21 protein-coding genes and 1 tRNA gene are annotated in these 21139 nt (G+C 71.6%); 14 read left to right on the top strand and 8 right to left on the bottom strand.

Features of this window, described 5'->3' with window-relative positions; translation table 11 throughout:
- Positions 1 to 27 precede the first annotated feature (27 nt).
- Positions 28 to 594, bottom strand: a complete 567-nt coding sequence (locus EDD29_RS40040) for a nucleosidase (protein WP_123669366.1) — start codon at positions 592 to 594, stop codon at positions 28 to 30.
- Positions 595 to 742: 148 nt separating this feature from the next.
- Between EDD29_RS40040 and EDD29_RS40035 the strand changes: the two genes are divergently transcribed.
- Positions 743 to 1555: a thioesterase family protein gene (locus EDD29_RS40035; protein ID WP_123669365.1), complete on the top strand. Its 813-nt coding sequence runs from the start codon at positions 743 to 745 to the stop codon at positions 1553 to 1555.
- A gap of 87 nt (positions 1556 to 1642) precedes the next feature.
- Here EDD29_RS40035 and EDD29_RS40030 read toward each other — a convergent pair whose 3' ends face one another.
- A complete protein-coding gene (locus EDD29_RS40030) occupies positions 1643 to 2152 on the bottom strand; it encodes a PaaI family thioesterase (protein ID WP_123669364.1) in 510 nt (169 codons plus the stop codon).
- 177 nt (positions 2153 to 2329) lie between these two features.
- On the opposite strand from EDD29_RS40030, the gene EDD29_RS40025 reads away from it, so the two are divergent.
- Positions 2330 to 4006 carry an adenylate/guanylate cyclase domain-containing protein gene (locus tag EDD29_RS40025; RefSeq protein ID WP_123669363.1) on the top strand — a complete coding sequence of 559 codons (1677 nt, stop codon included), beginning with the start codon at positions 2330 to 2332 and terminating at the stop codon, positions 4004 to 4006.
- Positions 4007 to 4166: 160 nt separating this feature from the next.
- Here EDD29_RS40025 and EDD29_RS40020 read toward each other — a convergent pair whose 3' ends face one another.
- Complete coding sequence (locus EDD29_RS40020; RefSeq protein WP_123669362.1) at positions 4167 to 5369, bottom strand: PucR family transcriptional regulator; 1203 nt, start codon at positions 5367 to 5369, stop codon at positions 4167 to 4169.
- A gap of 263 nt (positions 5370 to 5632) precedes the next feature.
- On the opposite strand from EDD29_RS40020, the gene EDD29_RS40015 reads away from it, so the two are divergent.
- From EDD29_RS40015 to EDD29_RS39995, 5 genes are all read left to right on the top strand, one after another.
- Complete coding sequence (locus tag EDD29_RS40015; RefSeq protein ID WP_123669361.1) at positions 5633 to 6439, top strand: ABC transporter ATP-binding protein; 807 nt, start codon at positions 5633 to 5635, stop codon at positions 6437 to 6439.
- A gap of 159 nt (positions 6440 to 6598) precedes the next feature.
- The gene (locus EDD29_RS40010; RefSeq protein ID WP_123669360.1) at positions 6599 to 7366 is read left to right on the top strand and encodes an ABC transporter ATP-binding protein; all 768 of its coding nucleotides are present in this window, start codon (positions 6599 to 6601) and stop codon (positions 7364 to 7366) included.
- 52 nt (positions 7367 to 7418) lie between these two features.
- On the top strand, positions 7419 to 8306 hold the full coding sequence (locus EDD29_RS40005) for a branched-chain amino acid ABC transporter permease (RefSeq protein ID WP_123669359.1): 888 nt from the start codon (positions 7419 to 7421) through the stop codon (positions 8304 to 8306).
- Complete coding sequence (locus EDD29_RS40000) at positions 8299 to 9351, top strand: branched-chain amino acid ABC transporter permease (RefSeq protein WP_246053249.1); 1053 nt, start codon at positions 8299 to 8301, stop codon at positions 9349 to 9351. The genes EDD29_RS40005 and EDD29_RS40000 overlap by 8 nt, the downstream gene beginning before the upstream one ends.
- Positions 9348 to 10601 carry an ABC transporter substrate-binding protein gene (locus tag EDD29_RS39995; protein WP_123669358.1) on the top strand — a complete coding sequence of 418 codons (1254 nt, stop codon included), beginning with the start codon at positions 9348 to 9350 and terminating at the stop codon, positions 10599 to 10601. The genes EDD29_RS40000 and EDD29_RS39995 overlap by 4 nt, the downstream gene beginning before the upstream one ends.
- A 196-nt stretch (positions 10602 to 10797) precedes the next feature.
- Here EDD29_RS39995 and EDD29_RS39990 read toward each other — a convergent pair whose 3' ends face one another.
- Complete coding sequence (locus EDD29_RS39990) at positions 10798 to 11628, bottom strand: aldo/keto reductase (protein ID WP_123669357.1); 831 nt, start codon at positions 11626 to 11628, stop codon at positions 10798 to 10800.
- A 68-nt stretch (positions 11629 to 11696) separates the two neighbouring features.
- Between EDD29_RS39990 and EDD29_RS39985 the strand changes: the two genes are divergently transcribed.
- From EDD29_RS39985 to EDD29_RS39965, 5 genes are all read left to right on the top strand, one after another.
- Positions 11697 to 12407 carry a helix-turn-helix domain-containing protein gene (locus tag EDD29_RS39985; RefSeq protein ID WP_211360150.1) on the top strand — a complete coding sequence of 237 codons (711 nt, stop codon included), beginning with the start codon at positions 11697 to 11699 and terminating at the stop codon, positions 12405 to 12407.
- A gap of 107 nt (positions 12408 to 12514) precedes the next feature.
- The gene (locus EDD29_RS39980; RefSeq protein WP_123669356.1) at positions 12515 to 13639 is read left to right on the top strand and encodes an NBR1-Ig-like domain-containing protein; all 1125 of its coding nucleotides are present in this window, start codon (positions 12515 to 12517) and stop codon (positions 13637 to 13639) included.
- Between the two features lie 125 nt (positions 13640 to 13764).
- Complete coding sequence (locus tag EDD29_RS39975) at positions 13765 to 14172, top strand: spore-associated protein A (RefSeq protein ID WP_123669355.1); 408 nt, start codon at positions 13765 to 13767, stop codon at positions 14170 to 14172.
- 45 nt (positions 14173 to 14217) lie between these two features.
- Entirely contained in the window at positions 14218 to 14628 is a 411-nt protein-coding gene (locus EDD29_RS39970; RefSeq protein WP_123669354.1) for a spore-associated protein A, read from the top strand.
- Positions 14629 to 14648: 20 nt separating this feature from the next.
- Positions 14649 to 15083 (top strand): spore-associated protein A, encoded by a 435-nt coding sequence (locus EDD29_RS39965; RefSeq protein WP_123669353.1) that lies wholly within the window; start codon positions 14649 to 14651, stop codon positions 15081 to 15083.
- Between the two features lie 166 nt (positions 15084 to 15249).
- Here the strand turns inward: EDD29_RS39965 and EDD29_RS39960 are convergent.
- The 4 genes from EDD29_RS39960 to EDD29_RS39945 form a co-directional block, all read right to left on the bottom strand.
- Positions 15250 to 15326 (bottom strand) — tRNA-Thr (locus EDD29_RS39960).
- Positions 15327 to 15394: 68 nt separating this feature from the next.
- Positions 15395 to 16936, bottom strand: coding sequence for an alpha/beta hydrolase (locus tag EDD29_RS39955; RefSeq protein WP_123670984.1), 1542 nt, complete (start codon positions 16934 to 16936; stop codon positions 15395 to 15397).
- Positions 16937 to 17031: 95 nt separating this feature from the next.
- On the bottom strand, positions 17032 to 17817 hold the full coding sequence (locus EDD29_RS39950) for a fructosamine kinase family protein (protein WP_246053248.1): 786 nt from the start codon (positions 17815 to 17817) through the stop codon (positions 17032 to 17034).
- The gene (locus EDD29_RS39945; protein WP_123669352.1) at positions 17814 to 18278 is read right to left on the bottom strand and encodes a low molecular weight protein-tyrosine-phosphatase; all 465 of its coding nucleotides are present in this window, start codon (positions 18276 to 18278) and stop codon (positions 17814 to 17816) included. The genes EDD29_RS39950 and EDD29_RS39945 overlap by 4 nt, the downstream gene beginning before the upstream one ends.
- Before the next feature lie 123 nt (positions 18279 to 18401).
- Here EDD29_RS39945 and EDD29_RS39940 point away from each other — a divergent pair, with 123 nt between their 5' ends.
- The gene (locus tag EDD29_RS39940; protein ID WP_123669351.1) at positions 18402 to 19655 is read left to right on the top strand and encodes an aspartate aminotransferase type Ic; all 1254 of its coding nucleotides are present in this window, start codon (positions 18402 to 18404) and stop codon (positions 19653 to 19655) included.
- 290 nt (positions 19656 to 19945) lie between these two features.
- Positions 19946 to 20899 carry a UDP-glucose 4-epimerase GalE gene (gene galE, locus EDD29_RS39935; RefSeq protein ID WP_123669350.1) on the top strand — a complete coding sequence of 318 codons (954 nt, stop codon included), beginning with the start codon at positions 19946 to 19948 and terminating at the stop codon, positions 20897 to 20899.
- The last annotated feature ends 240 nt before the right edge of the window (positions 20900 to 21139 follow it).

The raw sequence follows: 21139 nt of genomic DNA, 5'->3' as shown, positions 1-21139 counted from the left end.
GGGCACGCCTTCGGCGTTCCCGGCGCGCTACAGGTGGGTGGACACCCAGGCCGCGAGGTCGCGGGCGCAGTCGTCCACCGACTCCTTCCAGGTCTTCGCCGAGTCGTCGTCCGCGCCGTCGCTCACATGCTTGACGAGCCGCACGGGCACGCCGGCGGCGGCGGCCGCGGCGGCGACCGCGTAGCCCTCCATGTCGACCAGGTGGGCGTCCGCGGCGAGCTTCACCCTGACGTCCTCGGCGGAGACGAAGACGTCGCCCGTCGCCAGTACCAGCCCCTCGGCCCTGAGCTCGAACGGCTCCCCGGTCGGGCGTCCGGTGAGGGCGCTGATCCCCCTGCCGTCCAGGTCGTGCTGGATGACCCGCGCGACCTCGTGCGTGCCGTGGATCCCGGGGCGCAGCGCCCCCGCCGTCCCGAGGTTGATGATCTCTGCCGGGGTGTGCCTGGCGAGGACCGCCGCGACCGAGACCGCGGCGTTGACCTTGCCGATGCCGGTGAGCAGGACGGGGAGTTCCCGGCCGAGATAGGTGGCCTCCTCATCCGCAGCGACGACGAGAAGGGGGAGGTCGGGGGCGATGATTCCGGTGAGCCGCATGACCGCACGCTAGCGCGTCGACCTGCACGTCCGGGTCTCGATCCGCGGTCGCCGGGGCCACCGCGGGCACGGTCGCCGGGGTACCGCCCGGGCGTCTGCCACGGCAGGGACCGAACTACACTCGGTTCCTTCGGTGAGGAGGAGGGCCATGTCGAGGTTCGGGGCGGACACGACCAGCAGCAGCCTGGTCGACGGCAGGATCGCCGCGGAGGTGTCGGCGGAATGGGGCACCGGAGGGCCCGCGCCCAACGGCGGCTACCTCCTCGCCCTTGTGGCGCGGGCCTTGGGCGGCACCCTGAAGCACCCCCATCCCCTGACGATCACCGCGCACTACCTGAGCGCGGCGACGCCGGGTCCCGCGGTCATCGAGACCGAGACCCTGAGGGAGGGCCGCACTCAGACGACGGCGATGGCCCGCCTCGTCCAGGATGGCAAGGAGCGCATCCGCGTGCTCGCGGCGTACGGCGACCTCGCCGACCTGCCGGACGACGTGCGCACCACCGCGAAGCCGCCCGCGCTCCCTCCGGTGGAGGAGTGCTACGCGCCGCCGAAGGAGTTCGCCGAGGTCGTCACGATGATGCGGCACACCGAGGTCAGGCATGATCCCGCGACGTCGGGCTGGGCGCGCGGCAAGCCTTCCGGCGTCGGGCTCCTGCGCAGCTGGCTCCGCCTCGCCGACGGCACCGAGCCCGACCCGTTCATGCTCCTGTACACCGTCGACGCGCTGCCGCCGGTGGCCTTCGAGATGGCGCTCAACGGCTGGGTGCCGACCCTCGAGCTGACGGTGCACCTTCGGGCGCTGCCCGCGCCGGGCTGGTTGCGGGTGCAGGCCGAGAGCCGCAACCTCGCGGGCGGCCTCATCGAGGAGGACATCGAGGTCTGGGACAGCGAGGACCGCCTCGTCGCGCAGGCCAGGCAGCTCGCGAAGGTCCGGCTGCACAGCCCCGCCCAGGCGGGATGAGCCGCACCGTCCGGCGGCGCCCTCGGCCTCCGGACACGCGACGGCCGGTCCGGGAACGTTCCCGGACCGGCCGTCGCGCTCGGGTGCTCAGCGCTCCTGGGTGAAGTGCACCGCGGGCACCTCGACGAACAGGGCGGCCGCCTCGACCGCGATGGGCCCGTCCGGGTCGTTCAGCCTGCCTTCCGAGCGCAGGTAGATCTTGCGTCCCTCCACGCCCGTGCACCAGGCCTTGAGGTAGACGGTGGAGCCGACCGGCACGGGCATCCGGTAGTCGGTCTCCAGGCGGCCCGTGACCGCCATCCTGCCGAGGCTCCAGGCCGCGGTGCCGAGGATCTCGTCCATGGCGGTGGCCAGCAGGCCGCCGTGCGCGAGGCCGGGGGCGCCCTGGTGCCGGTCCCCGACGTGGAAGTGGCCGTGGACGAAGGTGCCGTCGGAGGAGGTGCGTTCGACCTGGAGGCCGTCGGCGACGTCCTTGCCGCAGCCGAAGCAGCCGTCGTAGATGCCCGCCGATCTGAGATCGTCCGGCGAGATGAGGCCGAGGTCCTGGGTCGGGATCCGGGCGCCGGGCGGCGGTGTGGTCGCGGGTGAGGCGGTCATGGGAGGTCCTCCGTGAAAGTCGTGCACATATTACTGACCGGTACGCGCCGACTTACGGGTTCGTCCTGTGGGGTCTGCCATAGTGCCGAGTGCACGAAAGCTCCGGTGAACTTGTGACCTGTGGCCTTTCTCTCCTTACCGCCCGGTGCGTAGAGTGACGCGCGCGGAGGTGATCGGGTGGACCGGGAGCAGATCGCGCACAGCCTCGACTCCTTGCAGGAGAAGATCGCGAGCATCCCGGGGGTGCCGACCTTCCTGGAGATCCGGGTCCGGTGGCTCCTCACCACGGCGGTCCTCTGCGCGAACGCGGTCGGCGCCGCGGTGGTCCTGGTCTTCGTGCTGCTCGTGCTGCCCAACCCCGAAGACGTGGACCGGCTCTATCCGAACGCCGATCTCGTCAACCTCATCGCGTTCGCGTCCTACCCCGTGTTCGCCGTGCCCTGCGCGGTGTGGTGGGCGCTCAAGGAGTTCGCCCCGATCCGCCGTCTGGTGAGCGAGCGGGGCACCCCGGACCGGGAGCAGCGCCTCGCCGTCCTGCTCGGGCCCGCGCGGCTCAGCCTCATCCAGGGCGTGCTGTGGGTGGTCGGGGCGACCGGGTGGACGATCCTCAACGCCTTCTACGGGCCGCTCATGGCCCTGAAGATGGGGATGACCTGCCTTCTCGGCGGCATCACCACCATCGCGCTCGTCTACCTGATGACCGAGCGGCTGCTGCGGCCCGCCGCCTCCCTCGTGCTGGCCACCAAGCCGCCGCGCGAGCACCTCTTCTCCCGGGTGCGCACCCGCGCCATGCTCGCCTGGGCGGTCGGCACCGCGGTGCCCATGCTCGGGCTCATCGTCATCGCGATCGTCGCGCTCACCGACCCGGACTTCGACTCCTACGAGGCGGCGCGGTCCGGCCTCGTGCTCGGCTGCATCGCGCTGGCGATCAGCTTCCAGGTGACGTGGTGGGTGGCGCAGGCGCTCGGCGACCCGATCCGGACCGTGCGCGAGGCGATGGAGCGGGTGTCGCGCGGCGACCTCGACACCGAGATCGCCGTCTTCGACGCCAGTGAGCTGGGCCAGCTCCAGGCGGGCTTCAACACGATGGTCACCGGCCTGCGGGCGCACGAGCGGCTCCAGGACCTGTTCTCCCGGCATGTCGGCAGTGACGTCGCGGAACTCGCGCTCAACTCCGACATCTCCCTGGGCGGGGAGGAGAAGGAGGTGGCCGTGCTGTTCGTCGACCTCGCAGGGTCGACGCGGATGGCCGCCGAGCGTCCGCCGGACGAGGTCGTCGCGCTGCTCAACCTCTTCTTCGGCGTCGTCGTGGACTGTGTGAACCGCAACGGCGGCTGGATCAACAAGTTCGAGGGCGACGCGGCACTGGCGATCTTCGGCGCCCCGGCGGACCTGCCGGAGGCGGGAGGGCACGCGCTCGCCGCGGGCCGCGAGATGGCCGCGCTGCTGCGCGAGCGGGTGCCGGAGGTGACGGCCGGGATCGGCATCTCGCTCGGCCAGGTCGTGGCCGGCTACATCGGCGCCGAGCAGCGGTTCGAGTACACCGTCATCGGCGACCCAGTGAACGAGGCGGCGCGGCTCAGCGACCTGGCGAAGACCGCGCCGTCGCGGGTGCTGGCGTCGGACCAGGTGCTGGAGGACGCGTCGGAGCTCGAGCGCTTCCGCTGGGAGACCGGGGCGCCGATCACCCTGCGCGGACGGCCCAGGCCCACCGTGCTCGTCCATCCCCGGGTCCCGGTCGAGAACGCGGTGCCGCTGCCCGAGCTGATCGTGCGGGCCAAGGGGCTGCGCCGCCGACGCCGGTTCCTCCCGCTGCTCCCGATGCTGCGGCCGCCCCGCCGCGACGCAGACTGAGAGAGTTGTCCACAGGCCGCTGAGCGATCTTGAAGAAGATCGAGCAGACTGAGTGCCGGACGTCCGGGGACGTCGCACGAGGTCTTCGGGGGTGGTGGCGATGGGGTTCTGGCGGAAGACGATCACGCGGATGGGGCGCGCGCTGATGGATCGCGCGCGGTCAGCGCAGGGCGCGCGCGGTGAGCGCCGCGGCGAGTTCGGGGCCCGACGGGTCGAGGCCGGTGAGCGCGGAGATCCCGCGCAGCCGGTAGTCGAGGGTGTTGCGGTGGACCTGGAGGGTCTCGGCGGCGCGGCGCCGGTTGTGCCCCTGGTCGATGTAGACGCGCAGCGTCTCCATGAGCTCGGGGCGGTCGTCGAGCGGGTCGAGCCGGGCGGCGAGCTGGGCGAGGCCGTTGCCCGGCCGCGCGATCTGGTACTCCAGCAGCACGTCGGTCATCCGGTACAGGCCGGGCGGCCTGCCGAGCCGCAGGACCAGCTCGGCGACCTCCGCGGACTCGCGGAGCGCGCCGGGGATCGCCGCGGCGCCCGCGGCGGGCGCCGTCGTGACGGTCACGGCCCGGCCCGTCGCGAGGACGATCCGGTCCACCAGGTCCGCGAGCGGGTCGGCGCAGTCCGCGGCGGTGGCGGGCCGCGCACGGCCCGGAGCGCCCGCGGCCTCGCCGCCCTTGGCGGGCAGGAGGGCGGTGCCGGACATCCCGTCCAGGACCGCGAGTACGGGGGATCGGGCGTGCGCGTCGAGCACCGACTGCACCTGCCGGGTCAGTTGGCGCGCCGCCGCGGGGTCGGGATCGGGGTCGCCGCGCAGGACCAGCACGTCGTAGGCGGCGGCCAGAGGTACCCCGGCGCGCAGCGCGGGCTCATCGGCGGGCGCGCCCACGAGCAGCGCGTCGAGCACGGCCCTGCGCGCGGCGCGCAGCTCCCCGTAGCGCTCCCTGCCCTCCTGGGCGTGCGCGAGCGCCACGGCGGGCACCACCGCGCGCAGATAACCGAAGAAGTGCAGCGCGAGCGCGCCCAGCTCCCCGGCCTCCTCCTCGCTCGCCTCCTCCACGAGCGCCTGCCAGCACAGCTCGATCGCCAGGTGGTAGGCGGTGAGCACGGCCTCCAACGGCACACCCTGCTCGGCCCTGCGGGCCGACCATTCGATCACCTCGGCCCGCTCGTCGACGGTGAAGGGTCGTTGCTGGCGTAGCGTCTTCACCGCGATCCGCAGGTTCGCCTCGATCGCCGGACGCAACTGTCCGTCGAGCACCTCACGAGGCTGCTCGGCGTAGAACGGCACGCGTCTGCCGAACTCGTCCACGAGCCGCGACGCCAGGTCCGGCAACCGCTCGGCCAGCCACAGGTGAAGTCTCGGTTCGCTCACCGGTCCGATGCTGGCGCGGCGGCCCCGTCCGGTCCATGGCGGCCCGCACTCGGCTGGCGGGCGCGGTTGTGCCGCTGCCCAAGGCCCTTCGGCAGGCCGCACAGTCCGGCGCGGGAGCGTTCGCGCATCGTCCCAGGTCGGCCGGGATCCACAGCCTGTGGATTGTGCGTACGCACAGGACGCCTGGCGCATCAGGGTCGGAGGCCCATCGCCTTCGCGGGCGCCGGACGCGCATCATCCTCGCACCGTCTGTGAGGAGGATCATGGTGAAGACACCGACCGTGCGCGATGGCACGGCCCTGTCCGTGCGCGACCTGACGGTCTCCTATGGCCGGGCGGTCCGGGCCCTGCACGGGGTGTCGCTCCAGGTGCCGCGGGGCGAGGTCGTCGCGGTGCTCGGCGCGAACGGCGCCGGCAAGACGACCCTGATGCGCGCGATCTCCGGGGTGCTGCGCTTCCACGGAGGCCTGGTGACCGGCGGGCACATCAGCTGTGCCGAAGCCCGGCTGACCAAGGCGCCGCCGCACCGGATCGTCGCCGCGGGCGTCGTCCAGGCGCCCGAGGGCCGCCGGGTCTTCGGGCGGATGACGGTCGAGGAGAACCTGCGGGCCGGCGGCTTCCACGCCCCGGCCGAGGTGCGCAAGCGGGTCTTCGACCTCTTCCCGATCCTCGCCGAGCGGCGCACCCAGCGCGCGTCGCTGCTGTCGGGCGGCGAGCAGCAGATGCTCGCGATGGGCCGGGCGCTGATGGCCCGCCCCAAGGTGCTGCTGCTCGACGAGCCGACCCTCGGGCTCGCCCCGAAGATGGCCGAGCACATCGCCAGGACCGTCGCCGAGATCAACCGGCAGGGCACCTCGGTGCTGCTGGTCGAGCAGAACGCGGCACTGGCGCTCCGGCTGTCGAACTACGCCTACGTGCTCGACGTCGGCGAGGTCGCTCTGGAGGGGCCGTCCGCCGAACTGGCCGCCAGCGACGAGGTGCGCCGCCGCTACCTCGGCGTCTCCGACGAGCCTGCGCCGGTCTTCCGGACCCGGCGCGGCATCGCCAAGTGGGAGCCGACGGCGCCGTGAGCGAGCACGTGAACGAGCACGGACGCGCCCCGCGCGGTGTCCCGGCAAGGGACGCGGCAGGCACGGCGCAGCACGACCGGCGTCTTCGGGCGCCGCAGGACCAGGGCCCGCCAGGGCCGTCGATCGCACTTCGGGGGAGAGGTGTCGCAGGTGAGTGAAGTGCCCGAACTCGTGGTCGATCAACTGACCGTCCGTTTTGCCGGGATTGTTGCGCTGGACTCGGTGAGCTTCACCGTCGCGCCCGGCACCCTGCACGCCGTCATCGGCCCCAACGGGGCCGGGAAGTCGACGTGCTTCAACGTCCTGTCGGGGGTCTACCGGGCGACCTCCGGCAAGGTCACCTTCGGCCGCCGGGAACTGACCGCCATGGCACCGCACCGCGTCGGCGCCCTCGGCATCGCCCGAACGTTTCAGAACCTCGCGCTGTCCCCGCTGCTCAGCGTCGAGGACAACCTCATGCTCGGCCGGCACAGGCTGATGCGCGCCGGCTTCGTCCGGGCCGGCCTGCGCTGGCCCGGCGCCCTGCGCGAGGAGCGGCAGCACCGCGAACGCGCCAGGGAGATCGCCGACTTCGCCGGCATCGCGCACCGGCTCGCCTCTCCCGTCGGCGCCCTGCCGTACGGCGACCAGAAGAGGGTCGAGCTCGCCCGCGCGCTCTGCGGCGAGCCCCGGCTGCTCATGCTCGACGAGCCGGTCGCCGGCATGAACGCCACAGAACGCCTGGAGATGGCCGAACTCGTCCACGCGGTCCGCACATCGCTCGGCATCTCCATCCTGCTGGTCGAGCACGACATGGGCCTCGTCATGCGCCTCGCCGACCACGTCACCGTCCTGGACTTCGGGCGCCGCATCGCCTCCGGCACCCCCGCCGAGGTGCAGCGCGACCCCGAGGTCCTCCGCGCCTATCTGGGAGAGGAGGCCTCATGACCAGGCTTCCCGCCGACCCGTCCCCCGCCGCGCCCACCCGGGAGGAGGGACCGTGACCAGGCTCATCGAACTGCTGATCAACGGGCTCAGCCTCGGCTCGGTCTACGCGCTGATCGCGCTCGGCTTCGTCGTCATCTTCCGGGCCACCGAGGTCGTGAACTTCGCGCACGCCTCGCTGCTGCTGCTCGGCGGCTACGTCACCGCGGTCCTGCACGAGGACCTGGGCTTCGTCGGCGCGCTCGTGGTCGGCGTCCTCGCCGCGGCCGCGGCCGGCGCGCTCATCGAACTCGTCCTGCTGCGCCGCGCCAAGGCCCGCCGCGACGTCGTCGCCATCGCCACCATCGGCATCGACATCGTGCTCATGGCCGAGCTCAGCAGACGGCTCGGCACCTCAGTGATGTCGCTCGGCGACCCCTGGCAGGACCGGGTCGTCGTCCTCGGCGGCGTCACCATCGCGCAGACCAGGATCGCCGCGCTCGTCGTGGCGGCGGTGCTCATCGGACTGTTCCTGCTCGCCTTCAAGTACACCCCCTGGGGCGTGTCGATGCGCGCGGTCGCCGAGGACGCCGAGACGTCCGCGCTGATGGGCATCAGGCTCGGCCGGATCTCGATGTCGGCGTGGGCGGTCGCCGGGGCCCTCGCGGCCGTCGCCGCGGTCTTCATCACCGCGTTCCCGACCCCGGGCCTCGACCGGACCAGCTCCCTCGCGGCGCTCAAGGCGTTCCCCGCGGCGATCCTCGGCGGGCTCGACTCCGTCACCGGGGCGCTCGTCGGCGGGCTGCTCATCGGCGTCACCGAGGCGCTCGTCGGCGGCTACCAGAACGACCTGACGTTCCTCGGCCGCGGCCTCGGCGACGTCGCCCCCTACGTCGTCATGATCGCCATCCTGCTGGTGCGGCCGTCGGGCCTCTTCGGCACCCGGGAGGTCTCCCGTGTCTAGGCTCCGCTACCTCCCTCTGCTTCTCCTGCTGCTCCCGCCCTTCTACCTCGAACTGTTCTGGCTCCAGGCCGGCCTGTTCGTCATGGCCGCGGCGATCGGCGCGATCGGGCTCAACCTGCTGACCGGCTCCACCGGCCAGCTCTCGATGGGCCACTCGTTCTTCCTGGCGGTCGGCGCGTACGGCTACGTCTACTTCGCGGGAGAGAGCACCGGTGAGGGCAGCGGCCACCTCGTCGGGCTCGGCCTGCCGCCCGTGCTCGCCGTCGTCTGCGCGGTCGCCCTAGCCGGGCTGGCGGGCCTCGCCTTCAGCCCGATCGCGGGCCGGCTGAGCGGCGTCTACCTGGGCATCGCGTCCCTCGCGCTGATCTTCCTCGGCCAGCACGTCCTGTTCAACGTGCACGAGGTGACCGGCGGCTACAACGGGCGTGCCGTGCCACCCCTGGAGGTGTTCGGCTTCGCCTTCGACGGGTCCGGCGAGGTCGTCGTCCTCGGCATCCCGTTCGGCGGGCTGGAGAAGCTGTGGTTCCTCGGGCTGCTCCTGCTCGGCCTCGCCGCGTTGTTCGCCCGGGGCGTCCTCAAGGGCAGGCCGGGCCGCGCGATGAACCTCATCCGCGACCAGCAGACCGCGGCGGGCGTACTCGGCATCCCCGTGGCGCGGACCCGCGCCGCGGTGTTCACCCTCTCGTCCATGTACGCCGGGCTCGGCGGGGTGGTGCTCGCGCTCACCTTCCAGCGGGCCGTCCCCGACTACTTCGGCATGCTCCTGGCACTCGACTACCTGGCCATGATCGTCATCGGCGGGCTCGGCTCGGTGTCCGGCGCCATCATCGGCGCGACCTTCGTGACGCTGCTCCCGCAGATGCTCACCCGCTACAGCGACGCGCTACCCCTCGTCGCCCCCACCGGAACGGGCGGCATCAGCCCGTCGGACGCCGCCCGCTACCTGTACGGCGCGGCGGTCGTCGGCATCGTCCTCTTCCTCCCCGCAGGCCTGCGCGGTCTGCGTCTCCCCTCCCTCACCCCCCGCAAGGAGACCACCCCATGAAGATCAGGAACATCGTCGCCGGACTCGCCGTGCTCGCCGTGACCGCCACCGGGACCGCGTGCAGCGGCAAGTCCACGGAGTCCGGCGGCGGAACCGGAGCCGACGGCGTCAAGACCGGTCCCGGCGTCACCGCCGACAAGATCACGCTCGGTGCGCTCACCGACCTCACCGGCGTCTACGCCACCCTCGGCAAGAGCATCACCCAGGCGCAGCAGCTGTACTTCGACGAGCTGAACGCCGCGGGTGGCGTGTGCGGCCGTGACGTCGAGGTCCTCGTGCGCGACCACGGCTACGACGTGCAGAAGGCGGTCGGCGCCTACACCGAGATCCAGCCGAAGGTCGCGGGCCTGCCGCAGGTCATCGGCTCGCCCGTCATGGCCGCGATCGCCGCGAACGTCGCCACCGACAAGCTCCTGACGGTCCCGGCCGCGTGGCCGTCGGCGCTGCTGAAGGCCCCGTACGTCCAGGTCGTCGGCAGCACCTACGAGATCGAGATGATCAACGGCATCGAGTTCCTCCTCAAGGAGAAGGGCATCAAGAAGGGCGACAAGATCGGGCACGTGTACTTCGAGGGCGAGTACGGCGAGAGCGCGCTCGCGGGCTCCAAGTTCGCGGCGGAGAAGGCCGGGCTGACGATCGTCGAGCAGCGCATCAAGCCGACCGACACCGACATGACGTCCCAGGTCAGCGCGTTGAAGGCCGAGGGCGTCAAGGCGATCCTCATCAGCGCGGGTCCCCGCCAGTCCGCCTCCCTCGCGGGCGTCGCCGCCGCGGGCGGCCTCATGGTGCCGATCCTGTCCAACAACCCGGGCTTCAGCCCGCAGCTCCTGGCGACCGCGGCCAAGCCCGCGCTCGAGGCCAACTTCCACCTCATCACCGCGGCCTTCCCGAACGACTCCAAGGAGCCGGGCATGACGGCCCTCGTCTCGGCCTACGAGGCCAAGCACCCGGGCGAGGCCCTCGACGGCGGCGTCACCTTCGGCTACGTCTCGGCCATGGTGTTCGGCGAGGCGCTCAAGAAGGCCTGCGCCGACAAGGACCTCACCCGCGAGGGGATCTACAAGGCCCACCAGTCGCAGAGCGCCTTCGACACCAAGGGCCTGATGCCCCCGCTCGACTTCTCCAAGCCCGGCGACGTCGGCACCCGCGTCTCCCTCATCCAGAAGCCGGACTCCAAGGTCAAGGGCGGCCTGACCGCCGTCGGCGAGCCCATCGTCTCCGAGAACGCCGTCGCCTACACCTTCCAGTAACCCCCGCCGGGCTCCGCACGGAGCCCGCCCCCAGCGCCCGTCGGGGATACGGGTGGCCCCGGACGTCGCGCGACGTCCGGGGCTCTGGACCGCCCGGCCCCACCGGGCTGCCGGCGGATTCCCCTGGAACACCCCGTTCGGGGCGGCGGGTGGCCCCGAACGTCCGTGCGACGTCCGGGGCCGGGCCGCGGGGGTGTCAGCGGAGGAGTTCCAGGTCCTCGGGGTCGAGCTCGAGGTTCGCGGCGGCCTGGTTCTCGGCCAGGTGGTCCAGGGAGCCCGTGCCGGGGATGGCGAGGGTGGCGGGGGAGGAGGCCAGGGCCGCGGCGATCGCGACCTGGGCGGGGGTGGCACCGTGGCGGGCGGCGACGGTGGCGACGGCGGCGGAGGACAGGGCGCCGGAGTCGATGGAGAAGAACGGCACGAAGGCGATGTCCGACTTCTCGCACTCGGTGAGCAGATCGTCATGCCCCGCCGGGTTCTGCACGGAGGCGACCGGCGCGATCGCACGGGCCTCGGCCAGCTGCGCCGCGTCGACGTTGCTCACCCCGAGATGCCGGATCAGGCCCTCCTCGCGGAGCGCCGCGAGCGCCTCGAAGCGCGCCGCGATCGACTCCCCGCCCGGCCCGTTCATGCCGCCGACTCGCAGGTACACCAGGTCGAGGCGGTCGAGGCCGAGGTCCGCGAGGTCGGTCTCGACGAGCGCGCGGAGCCCGTCGGGCCCGGCCTGGCCGAGCGGAAGCCCGCGGTCGTCCCGCAGCGGTCCCACCTTGGTCGCGATGACGAGTCCCTGAGGGTACGGATGCAGTGCGTCCCGGATCTGGCGGTTCGCCATGGTCTCCCCCGTCCCATAGAACCCGGCGGTGTCGATGTGGTCGACCCCGAGGTCCACCGCGCGTCTGAGGACGGCGAGGCCCTGCTCGTAGGGCCGGATGGGCGCGCCGAAGGAGCTCCGCGCGAGCCGCATGGCCCCGAAGCCGAGCCGCCGGACGGTGAGGTTGCCCCCGAGGGCGAAGGTCGCAGTGGTCATGCCGGTCAGCCTTCCCCAGAAACGTCCGCCGAGGCGAACCCCTGGCAGCAACCTGCCAGACTGGGGGAGTGCTGGACGAGCAGGTCTTCTCCGTGCGCGGCGACGCCGAGCTCGTCGCCCGCGCCGGGCATCTGTTCGCCGCACTGCGCACGGAGTTCGTGTGCGCGGCGCGCGACCTGGCGACCTGGTCGCTGCCGGAGGCGCGTGCGGCGGTCCGCGGCCGGATGGGGCACGGCGAGTTCACGACGCGCAAGCTCCTCGGCCCCCGTGCCCTCGCCGACGAGGCGGACCGCGCCCATCTGGCCGCCGTCCGGTCCCGCGGAGCCCAGGTCCGCGTCAGCGCCGCGGCCCTTCCGCACGAGGTCATCATCCTGGACCGGCGGGTCATGATCATGGCCGCCCGAGAGGTCCCGGGCACCCCGCGCACCTACACCGTCACCACATCGCCGACCCTGGTCGAGGGCACCCTGTCCCTCTTCGAAGCGGTCTGGTCCGCGGCCGGAGACCCCGTCGCCTACCTCCGCGCGGAGACCCCGCACTTCGCTCCCGAAGACCGCCCCGTCCTCGACGCCCTTGCCGCGGGCCTCACCGACGAGACCGCGGCCCGCCGACTCGGCGTCTCCCTGCGCACCTACCGCCGCCGTGTCGCCGCGCTCATGACCGTTCTGGAAGCCGGTTCCCGCTTCCAGGCGGGTCTGCACGCGGCACCGCTGCTGGCCCCCGGGGCAGGCGGAGCAGCCGGGCGGCCGAGGCCGCGCCCTTCCCGGCAAAGAAGGTGAGCCGGAAATAGCTCCTAATGGTGACAAATGTTGAATTCTCGGTGGATATCTTCGGCGACCGGGCATAACGATCTTGATCGTGCGAGGTGTCCGACCGGGTAGGAGTCATGCGAGAACCAGCACAGGCCGACGGACGGGGACGGCGCGGGCGCAAGGCACAGCGCCCAGATCCGGAGGAGGGGCCGGTTCCGGCGTTCGCCGACCGGCTGTGGCGGCTCAAGCGGGAGGCGGGCGACCCGTCGTTCGCCGAGATGTGCGGGCGGATGGGCGCCGCCGCGTCGAAGTCGACGCTCGCCGCGGCAGCCCAGGGCCGGACCCTGCCGAGCTGGGGGACGACCTGGGAGTTCGTCCGGGTCCTAGCGGTCGACAGGCTCGGCCGCGACCCGGAGCGGACCGAACGGGAATGGCACGAGGACTGGCTCCGCGCCCGGGCGCTCGCCGGGGGCGGAGTGCCGGATGCCGCCCCCGCTTTCGCCGCGCGAGACGCCGTCGCTGAGGACGCGAACCAGGCCTCCACCCCGGCCCGCAGCACTTCCGAAGCGCGGGATGCGCACTCCGGCATCGGAAGCGGCGCCTCCGAGACGCGGCACGCGAACTCCGGCGCGGCAGGCGACACCTCCGAGGCGCAGGACGGCATCGTGACCGGCGGGACAAGAGAAGCCCCCGAGGCTGCGCCTCCGCAGGCCGGGACCCGGCGCGCTCGGATACCCGCGCCGAGGACACAACTCGATGAGGTGACCGGACCGCAAACCGTCTGGCGGCCACCCGCGAAGCGGTCCCGCCTCCAAGCGGGCGGCCTCATCGCCGCCGGGGCGCTCGGCGCCCTCGTCGCCGTTGCCGCGTTCGCCTTCCCGGGCGGCGACGGGGACGCGCCCCCGCAGAAGACCGCGATGCAGGTGGACGACTCGGTTTTCGAAGGCGACATCACCGTTCCCGACGGCACCCGCGTCCAGCCCGGCGCGTGGTTCGAGAAGGTCTGGCGGCTGCGCAACACCGGGACCGTCGCATGGAGCGCCCGCTTCCTCATGCGCGTGAACGACGCGGCCTGCGAGAGCCCGGAACGCGTCGAGATCCCGCACACCGCGCCGGGGCAGAGCGTCGACATCCGGGTCCTGGTCCAGGCGTCCGAAGAGCCGGGAACCTGCCGGATCTACTGGAAGATGGTCGACCTCCAAGGCCGGACCCTGTTCCCAGGCAAGCGCCCGATCTTCCTGGACGTCCGCATCGAATGAGCCGCTGACCTGCGGTCTCATTTGTCCAAAGTCCATCGGACGGGTCCCGGACGAAGATCACTGGCTTCGTTCCGGCCGGGCATGCCAGCGTCGGGCGCACCGACTCCGAACGAAGGGAACTCGTCGTGCGCCTGTCCCGGAAGACCTCAGCGGTGGGCCTCTCCGTGGCCGCGGCCGCGGGCGTCGTGGTCGTCGCGTCGCCCGCGTCCGCCGCGCTCTATGGCGGCCAATGCGGCTCCGGATACACCGTCGTCAACGTCGCCGACTTCAGCGACCAGCGCGGCACCGTCTACCTGACCTACAGCAGCTCGACCGGCAAGAACTGCGTCGTCACCATCCGCGAGAAGCCCGGTGCCGCCGCGCCCATGGACGCCTACCTCCGCCGCTCCGGCACCGGCGCGTGGGTCGACGACCCGGGCAACTGGACCACCTACGCCGGACCGGTCTACGTGTCGGCGGCAGGTTCCTGCGTCGACTGGGGCGGCACCATCGGCACCGCCTCCCTCACCCGCTACGGCACCAACTGCGGCTGAACCGCCTTGCCCGTCCCGCCCCCTTCGCCCGTCAGGAGCACCCTCATGAACTTCAAGCGGACCGCCACCACCGCGGCCCTGTCCGTCACCGCCCTCGCCGTGACCTTCGCCGTCGCGGGCCCGGCCGCCGCCGCCACCTACGGCGGGGAGTGCGGATCCGGCTACAGCGTCGTCAACTCCGCGGCCATCGGATCGAAGGGCACGGTCTTCCTCACCTACAGCTTCGCCACGGGCAAGAACTGCGTGGTCGCCAAGCGCAACTCCGCGGGCTCCGCGGTCCTCCTCGAGGCGGGTCTGTCCGTCAGCCCCGTCGGCACCCACTGGCCCGCCTACGACGGCGGCTACTACACCTCCTACGCGGGCCCGATCTATGTCTCGGCCGCGGGCAAGTGCGTCGACTGGATGGGCCGGATCACCGGCACCGAGGCCGGCAAGCGCGGCACCAACTGCGGCTGATCAAGAAGGGACAGAACAGCATGAGCGTGCTCAAGAAGACCCTGGCGGCCGGTGCGATGACCGTCGCCGCCACCGCGGGGGTCGTCACGATCTCGACCGCCGCCTACGCCGAGGCCTACTGCGGCTCCGGCTACGGCGTGGTCGCCTCCGCGCCGGTGCAGAACCAGTACGGCGACACCTGGGGCCGCGTCTACCTGACGTACAACAGCAGCACGGGCAAGAACTGCGTGACGACGGTCAAGTCCGCCTTCGTCGGCACCGCCTCGTTCACCTCGGCCCAGCTGATGATCCAGAACGGCAACAGCTACTACGACCAGGGCTACTACGTCCAGTACGCCGGCCCCCTCTACGGCTCCGCCGCCGGCAAGTGCGTCATGTACTGGGGCTCGGTCACCAACCCCAGCAACACCATCGGCGCCGGCGGCGGCCGCATGTCCTGGGGCAACTGCGGCTGACCCGCCGATCCCCCCGGCCCCGGACACGGGGGCCCGGTGGCCGGGGCCCGACGACCACCCGAAACCCGATTCCCTCCACCCCCGGGGAGGCCACGGCCAACGCACTCCCCACCTGATCCCCACAACACCAGAAGGCCCCTCCCGGATCGGGAGGGGCCTTCTGAACTGGAGCCGCCTAAGGGAATCGAACCCTTGACCTACGCATTACGAGTGCGTCGCTCTGGCCGACTGAGCTAAGGCGGCAGCGCCGCCGTGGGCGGTGCGGGTAGCAGTCTACAGGGTCCGGGCGACTTGTGGGCGGGGCGGGTGGATCAGGTGCAGGTGGTGTTCTCCGGTGGCAGGGTGCCCGCGGTGAGGTAGGTGTCGATGGCGTTGCGGATGCACGGGGGGCCGGAGAGATAGGCGGTGTGGCCGTCGCCGTCGTAGGTGAGCAGGTGGCCGTTCTCCAGCTGGGAGGCCAGGTTCTTGGCCCACTGGTACGGCGTGGCCGGGTCGCGGGTGGTGCCGACCACGAGGATCGGGGCGGAGCCCGCGGCGCGCAGGGCCCGTGGCTCCTCGGCGGACTTCACCGGCCAGTAGGCGCAGGGGAGCGTGTTCCAGACGATGAACTCGCCGAAGTTCGGGGCCGCGGCGGCGGCGGTGTCGGCCTCGGCCTGGAAGCCCGCGACGTCCGGATTGGGCTTGTCGACGCAGTTGACCGCCATGTTGCTCTCGGTCTGGTTGGAGAACGTGCCGTTCTGCTCGCGCTCGACGAGGAGATCGGCGAAGCGCAGGAGCGAGGTGCCGTCGCCCTTCATCGCCTGGGCGAGCGCGATGCGCAGCATCGGCCAGGCCTCCCGCTGGTACAGCGGTGTGGCCAGGCCCCAGGTCACCAGCGACTGCTCGACCTTGCGGGTGTCGGAGGTGTTCTTCAGGGCCTGCTTGTCGGCCTTCTCCAGCAGCTGGGTGATCTTCTTCATCCCGGCGTCCACATCGGTGCCGAGCGGGCAGTCCGGCTGCTTCACGCAGTCCTCGGTGAAGGCGCGCAGGGCGGTCTCGAAGCCCTTGGCCTGCTGGATGTTGGTCTCGGCGGCGGTCAGGCTCGGGTCGAGCGCGCCGTCGAGGACGAGGGCGCGGACGTTCTGTGGGAACTGCTCGGCGTACCAGGCGCCCAGATAGGTGCCGTAGGAGGCGCCGTAGTACGTCAGCTTCTCGTCGCCGACTGCCGCGCGGATCGCGTCCATGTCGCGCGCGGCGTCCTTGGTGCCCACATGGGCGAGCAGGTCCGCGGAGTGCTCCTCGCAGCCTTCGGCGAAGCCCTTGGAGACCTTTTCGAGCTTCTGCAACTCGGCGTCGGAGTCCGGCGACATATCCGTTTTGAGATAGGTGTCGAGCTGGGCGTCGGTGAGGCACTGGACCGGCTCGCTGGCCCCGACGCCGCGCGGGTCGAACCCGATGAGGTCGAAGTCGCGGCGGAGGCTCTCGCCGAACGTCCGGCCGCTCATCCTGACGAAGTTGACGCCCGACCCGCCGGGACCGCCGGGGTTGGTGAGGAGCGAACCCTTCTTGGTGCCGGTGGCAGGCAGCTTGATCAGCGAGAGCGGGATCTTCTCCCCGGAGGGTGCGGCGTAGTCGACGGGCACGTCGAGGGTGCCGCACTGGAAGCCGTCACCACAGTCCTTCCAGGCGATCGTGCCGGAAACGAACGCCTCCGAAGGGCCGGCCGGCGCCGGGGTGGCCGGTGCCGGGGTGTCCGTGGTCGTGCAGGCCGTGATCACGGCCAGCGCCATGAGCGTCACCGCCGCCGCCCTTGCCTTCGCCCTGCCGTCCACTGTGACCAGCCCCCTTCGCTCGACGCCCGCCCATCGTCGCATCTTCGGCACCCCGAAAATCAAAACGCCTCGAAGCCTGTGGATAACCCGTCGAAGAAGTGTTGGACTTTGCTGGTATTCGCGCGAAATGTCGTGTGTCAGATCGCGGCCGCTGCGTCCAGCAGCGCGGTCCGGTAGGAGCCGCCGAAGAGCACGACATGGACCAGCAGCGGGTGCAACTGGTGCAGCGGGACCCTGGCCCGCCACCCGTCGGCCATCGGGGCCACCTCGGTGTAGGCCGCCAGCACGTCGCCGAGTCGCGGCGCGCCGAAGAGCGCGAGCATCGCCAGGTCGGTCTCCCGGTGGCCGCCGTGCGCCGCCGGGTCGACCAGGTGCGCGCGCCCGCCCGAGTAAAGGACATTGCCGCTCCACAGGTCGCCGTGGATGCGCGACGGCGGCTCGGCGGGCTGATGGGCACGCCCGAGCGCGTCCTCGACCGCCCGAGCGTCCGACGGCCCCAGCGCGTCCGCGTCACGCGCCATGCGCAGGTACGGCAGGACCCTTCGCTCGGCGTACCACGATGTCCACTCTTCGCCGGGGGTGTTGTCCAGCGGAAGGTCGGCGATGTGCCCCGGCCATGCCGCGCCGAAGTGCGGGGCGCCGCGCGCGTGCATCGCGGCGAGGTCCCGTCCCAGGCGTCGCGCGGCCTCCTCGCTCGGCGGCTCGGGAGGCAGCCAGGGCAAGACGAGGACATCGCCTTCGGCGTCCAGGACCTCCGCGGAGGGCGGCCCCAGCCACCGCAGGCCGTGCGCCTCAGTAGAGAAGTCGTAGCCCTTCTTCACGAAGAGCTCGCGCCCGTCCTCCAACGTCACATGGTGGAGGGTCCAGGCGTGCCCGCGCCCCAGGTCCCGCGAACGGGCCACCGGGACGCCGAAGAACCTCACGCCTTGCGCACCTCGTCGGCGAGGCCGGGGACGGCGGCCTCGATCAGCTCCAGGCACTCCTCGAAGTCGGCGCCGCCCCCGTAGTACGGGTCGGGGACGTTCAAGTCGACGGCCTGCGGATCGAACGAGCGCAGCAGCCTGACCTTCTCCCGGGCCTCCGCCGACGGCGCCATCGCGTGCAGTTCCCGCTGATGGCCCTCGTCCAAGGCCACGATCAGGTCGTAGCGGTCGAACCACGCCGGGCTGAACTGGCGGGCGGAGTGCGCGCTCGTGTACCCGTGCCGGGCGAGCGTGCGGACCGTCCGGTGGTCGGCCGGATCGCCGACATGCCAGCCGCCGGTACCCGAGCTGTCGACCTCGACGTCCAGGCCCTCCTCGGCGAGCCTCCTTCGCACGACGTGCTCGGCCATGGGCGACCGGCAGATGTTGCCCGTGCACACGAAGGTGATCCTGTACGCCATGCCCCCATTGTGCAGCCCCCGCCGCGGCGGCCCCGACCCCTCGGGGCGGTAATTCTGAGGCCCTACCCACCAGGGGCGATATCCTGCGAGGTGCCCGGACCGGCATCTCCCAGAGGGACCGTTGTGACTTCTCAGAATGTGGTGGATCTCCACGCCAAGGCGCGCCAGGACTACGAGGCCTTCAAGGCCCGCGGCCTGAAGCTGGACCTGACCCGGGGGAAGCCCGCGCCGGCCCAGCTCGACCTGTCCAACGAGCTGCTGACCCTGCCCGGTGAGGGACTCTACAAGTCGGCCGACGGCACCGACCTGCGCAACTACGGCGGCCTGACCGGCATCCCGGAGATGGCGGAGATCTTCGCCGAGGGCCTCCAGGTCCCCGCCGCGCAGCTGCTGCCCCTCGGCAACGCCAGCCTCGCCGTCATGCACGACACCCTCGTGTACGCGCTCTTCAACGGCGTGGCCGGCGGCGAAGGGCGCTGGATCGACCAGGACATCACCTTCCTGTGCCCCGTCCCCGGCTATGACCGGCACTTCGCTCTGACCGAGCGTTACGGGATCAAGATGGTCACGGTGCCCATGACCGACGAGGGCCCCGACATGGACGTCGTCGAAGAGCTCGTCGCCGGGGACGCCTCCATCAAGGGCATCTGGTGCGTGCCCAAGTACAGCAACCCGACCGGCGCCTCCTATGGCGACGAGACCGTGCGTCGGCTGGCGGCCATGCCCACCGCGGCCGCCGACTTCCGGATCTTCTGGGACAACGCCTACGCCGTCCACCACCTCACCGACGAGCACGACGAGATCCTCGACGTCCTCGCCGCCGCCGCCGAGGCGGGCAACCCCGACCGCGTCTTCGTGTTCGGCTCCACCTCGAAGGTGACCTTCGCGGGCTCCGGCGTGGCGTTCTTCGGCTCGTCCGCGGCGAACGTCAAGTGGTTCACCGGCTTCCTCGGCAAGGGCACCATCGGCCCCGACAAGATCAACCAGCTCCGGCACGTGCAGTTCCTCAAGGACTCCAAGGGCCTCGCCGAGCACATGCGCAAGCACGCCGAGATCGTCAAGCCCAAGTTCGACGCGGTCGAGCGGATCCTCAGCGAGCGGCTCGGCGGCACCGGACTGGCGACCTGGACCCAGCCCAAGGGCGGCTACTTCGTCTCCCTGGACGTCCCCGAGGGAACCGCTCAGCGGGTCGTGGAGCTGGCCAAGGAGGCGGGCGTCGCGCTGACCCCGGCCGGTGCGACCCACCCGTACGGCGACGACCCGGCCGACCGGACCATCCGGATCGCTCCGACCTTCCCCGTGCTGTCCGAGCTCGAGGTGGCCATCGAGGGGCTGGCGACCTGCGTTCTGGTCGCCGGGTACGAGAAGCAGCTCTGACGGATCGTACAGATCTGAAGATCGTCTTCAGGGGAGGCCCGGGTTCGCCCGGGCCTTCCTCATCGCTGGGTGGAAGTGCTGCTCGGGGTCTCGATCGGCTTCGCATACCCCTTCGCCTGGCATCCGGTGGCGGTCACCGTCACAGCCAGCAGGAGCGCCGCGAGACGCGAGGCGTTCATCAGATCCTCCAGTGTTTCGTATCACTGACGATCCTGCTCTGCGCCTGTTGTGAACCACTTGGGATTTCCTTGGGCCGGTAGCTTGGGCCCGCCGCTGATCATTGGGGGAGCATGAAGATTCTTGTCACGGGCGGGGCCGGATACATCGGATCGGTCGTCGCGGCCCAACTCCTGGAGGCCGGCCACACCGTGGTCGTGCTGGACAATCTGACGACCGGATCGACCGTCGGGTTGCCGCCCGGCGTCGCGTTCGTGCAGGGGGACATCAAGCAGGCCGGGGACGTCCTCGCCGGGGGCGGGTTCGACGCCGTCATGCACTTCGCGGCCAAGTCCCAAGTCGGCGAGTCCGTGCGCAAGCCCGAGGTGTACTGGGACAACAACGTCGGGGGGACGCTCGCGCTCCTGGACGCCATGCGCGCGCACGGGGTCCGCCGCATCGTGTTCTCCTCGACCGCCGCGACGTACGGCGTCGTGGGGGACGCGCCGATCACCGAGGACGCGCCGACCGCGCCGATCAATCCCTACGGACAGTCCAAGATCGCCGTGGACTTCGCGCTGCAGGGGGAGGCGACGGCCCACGGGCTCGCTGCGACGAGCCTGCGCTACTTCAACGTCGGCGGGTCCTACGCCGGACTGGGCGAGCGCCACGACCCCGAGACCCACCTCATCCCGAACGTGCTGCGCGCCGCCGCCGGGCTGATCCCCGCCGTCGAGCTCTACGGCACGGACTACCCCACGCCCGACGGGACCGCGATCCGCGACTACCTGCATGTCGCCGACCTCGCCGAGGCCCACCTCCTCGCGTTGGGGGCGGTCCGACCGGGCATCCACACGATCTACAACCTGGGCAGCGGCACGGGCACGTCGGTTCAGGAGGTCATCGACACCGCCCTCGAAGTGACCGGCCTGCCCATCCCCGTCAACCTGAACCCGCGCCGCCCTGGTGATCCGCCCTACCTCGTCGCCTCCGCGACCCGTATCTCCGAGGATCTCGGCTGGCAGGCCCGCCGCCCCCTCCCCGAGATCATCGCCGACGCCTGGACCTTCCTCCGCTCGACGCTCTGACCTGGCGCCTCGGCCGGCCCACGCCACCCGGCCCCGCACGGTCGAGTGCCGTGCGGTCTGCCGGTTCGAGTACGGGGTGGCCCGAGGAGTCGGGCGCCCCGTACTACCCGCGCGCGCTGAGCGCCGAATGACCCGCAAGGTCGTGCGCTGCGCGGTTCATGAGGTCGCGCGCGCAGGTACGCCAAGGTCGAGCACCGTGCGGCCCGAAAGGCCGAGCGTTGTGCGGTCCATGACCACGAG

Origin of the sequence: Actinocorallia herbida, assembly GCF_003751225.1 — a bacterium.
GTDB classification, from domain to species: Bacteria; Actinomycetota; Actinomycetes; order Streptosporangiales; family Streptosporangiaceae; genus Actinocorallia; species Actinocorallia herbida.
The sequence above is the reverse complement of the archived record's forward strand: the minus strand, read 5'-3'. Positions and strand labels throughout refer to the sequence as shown.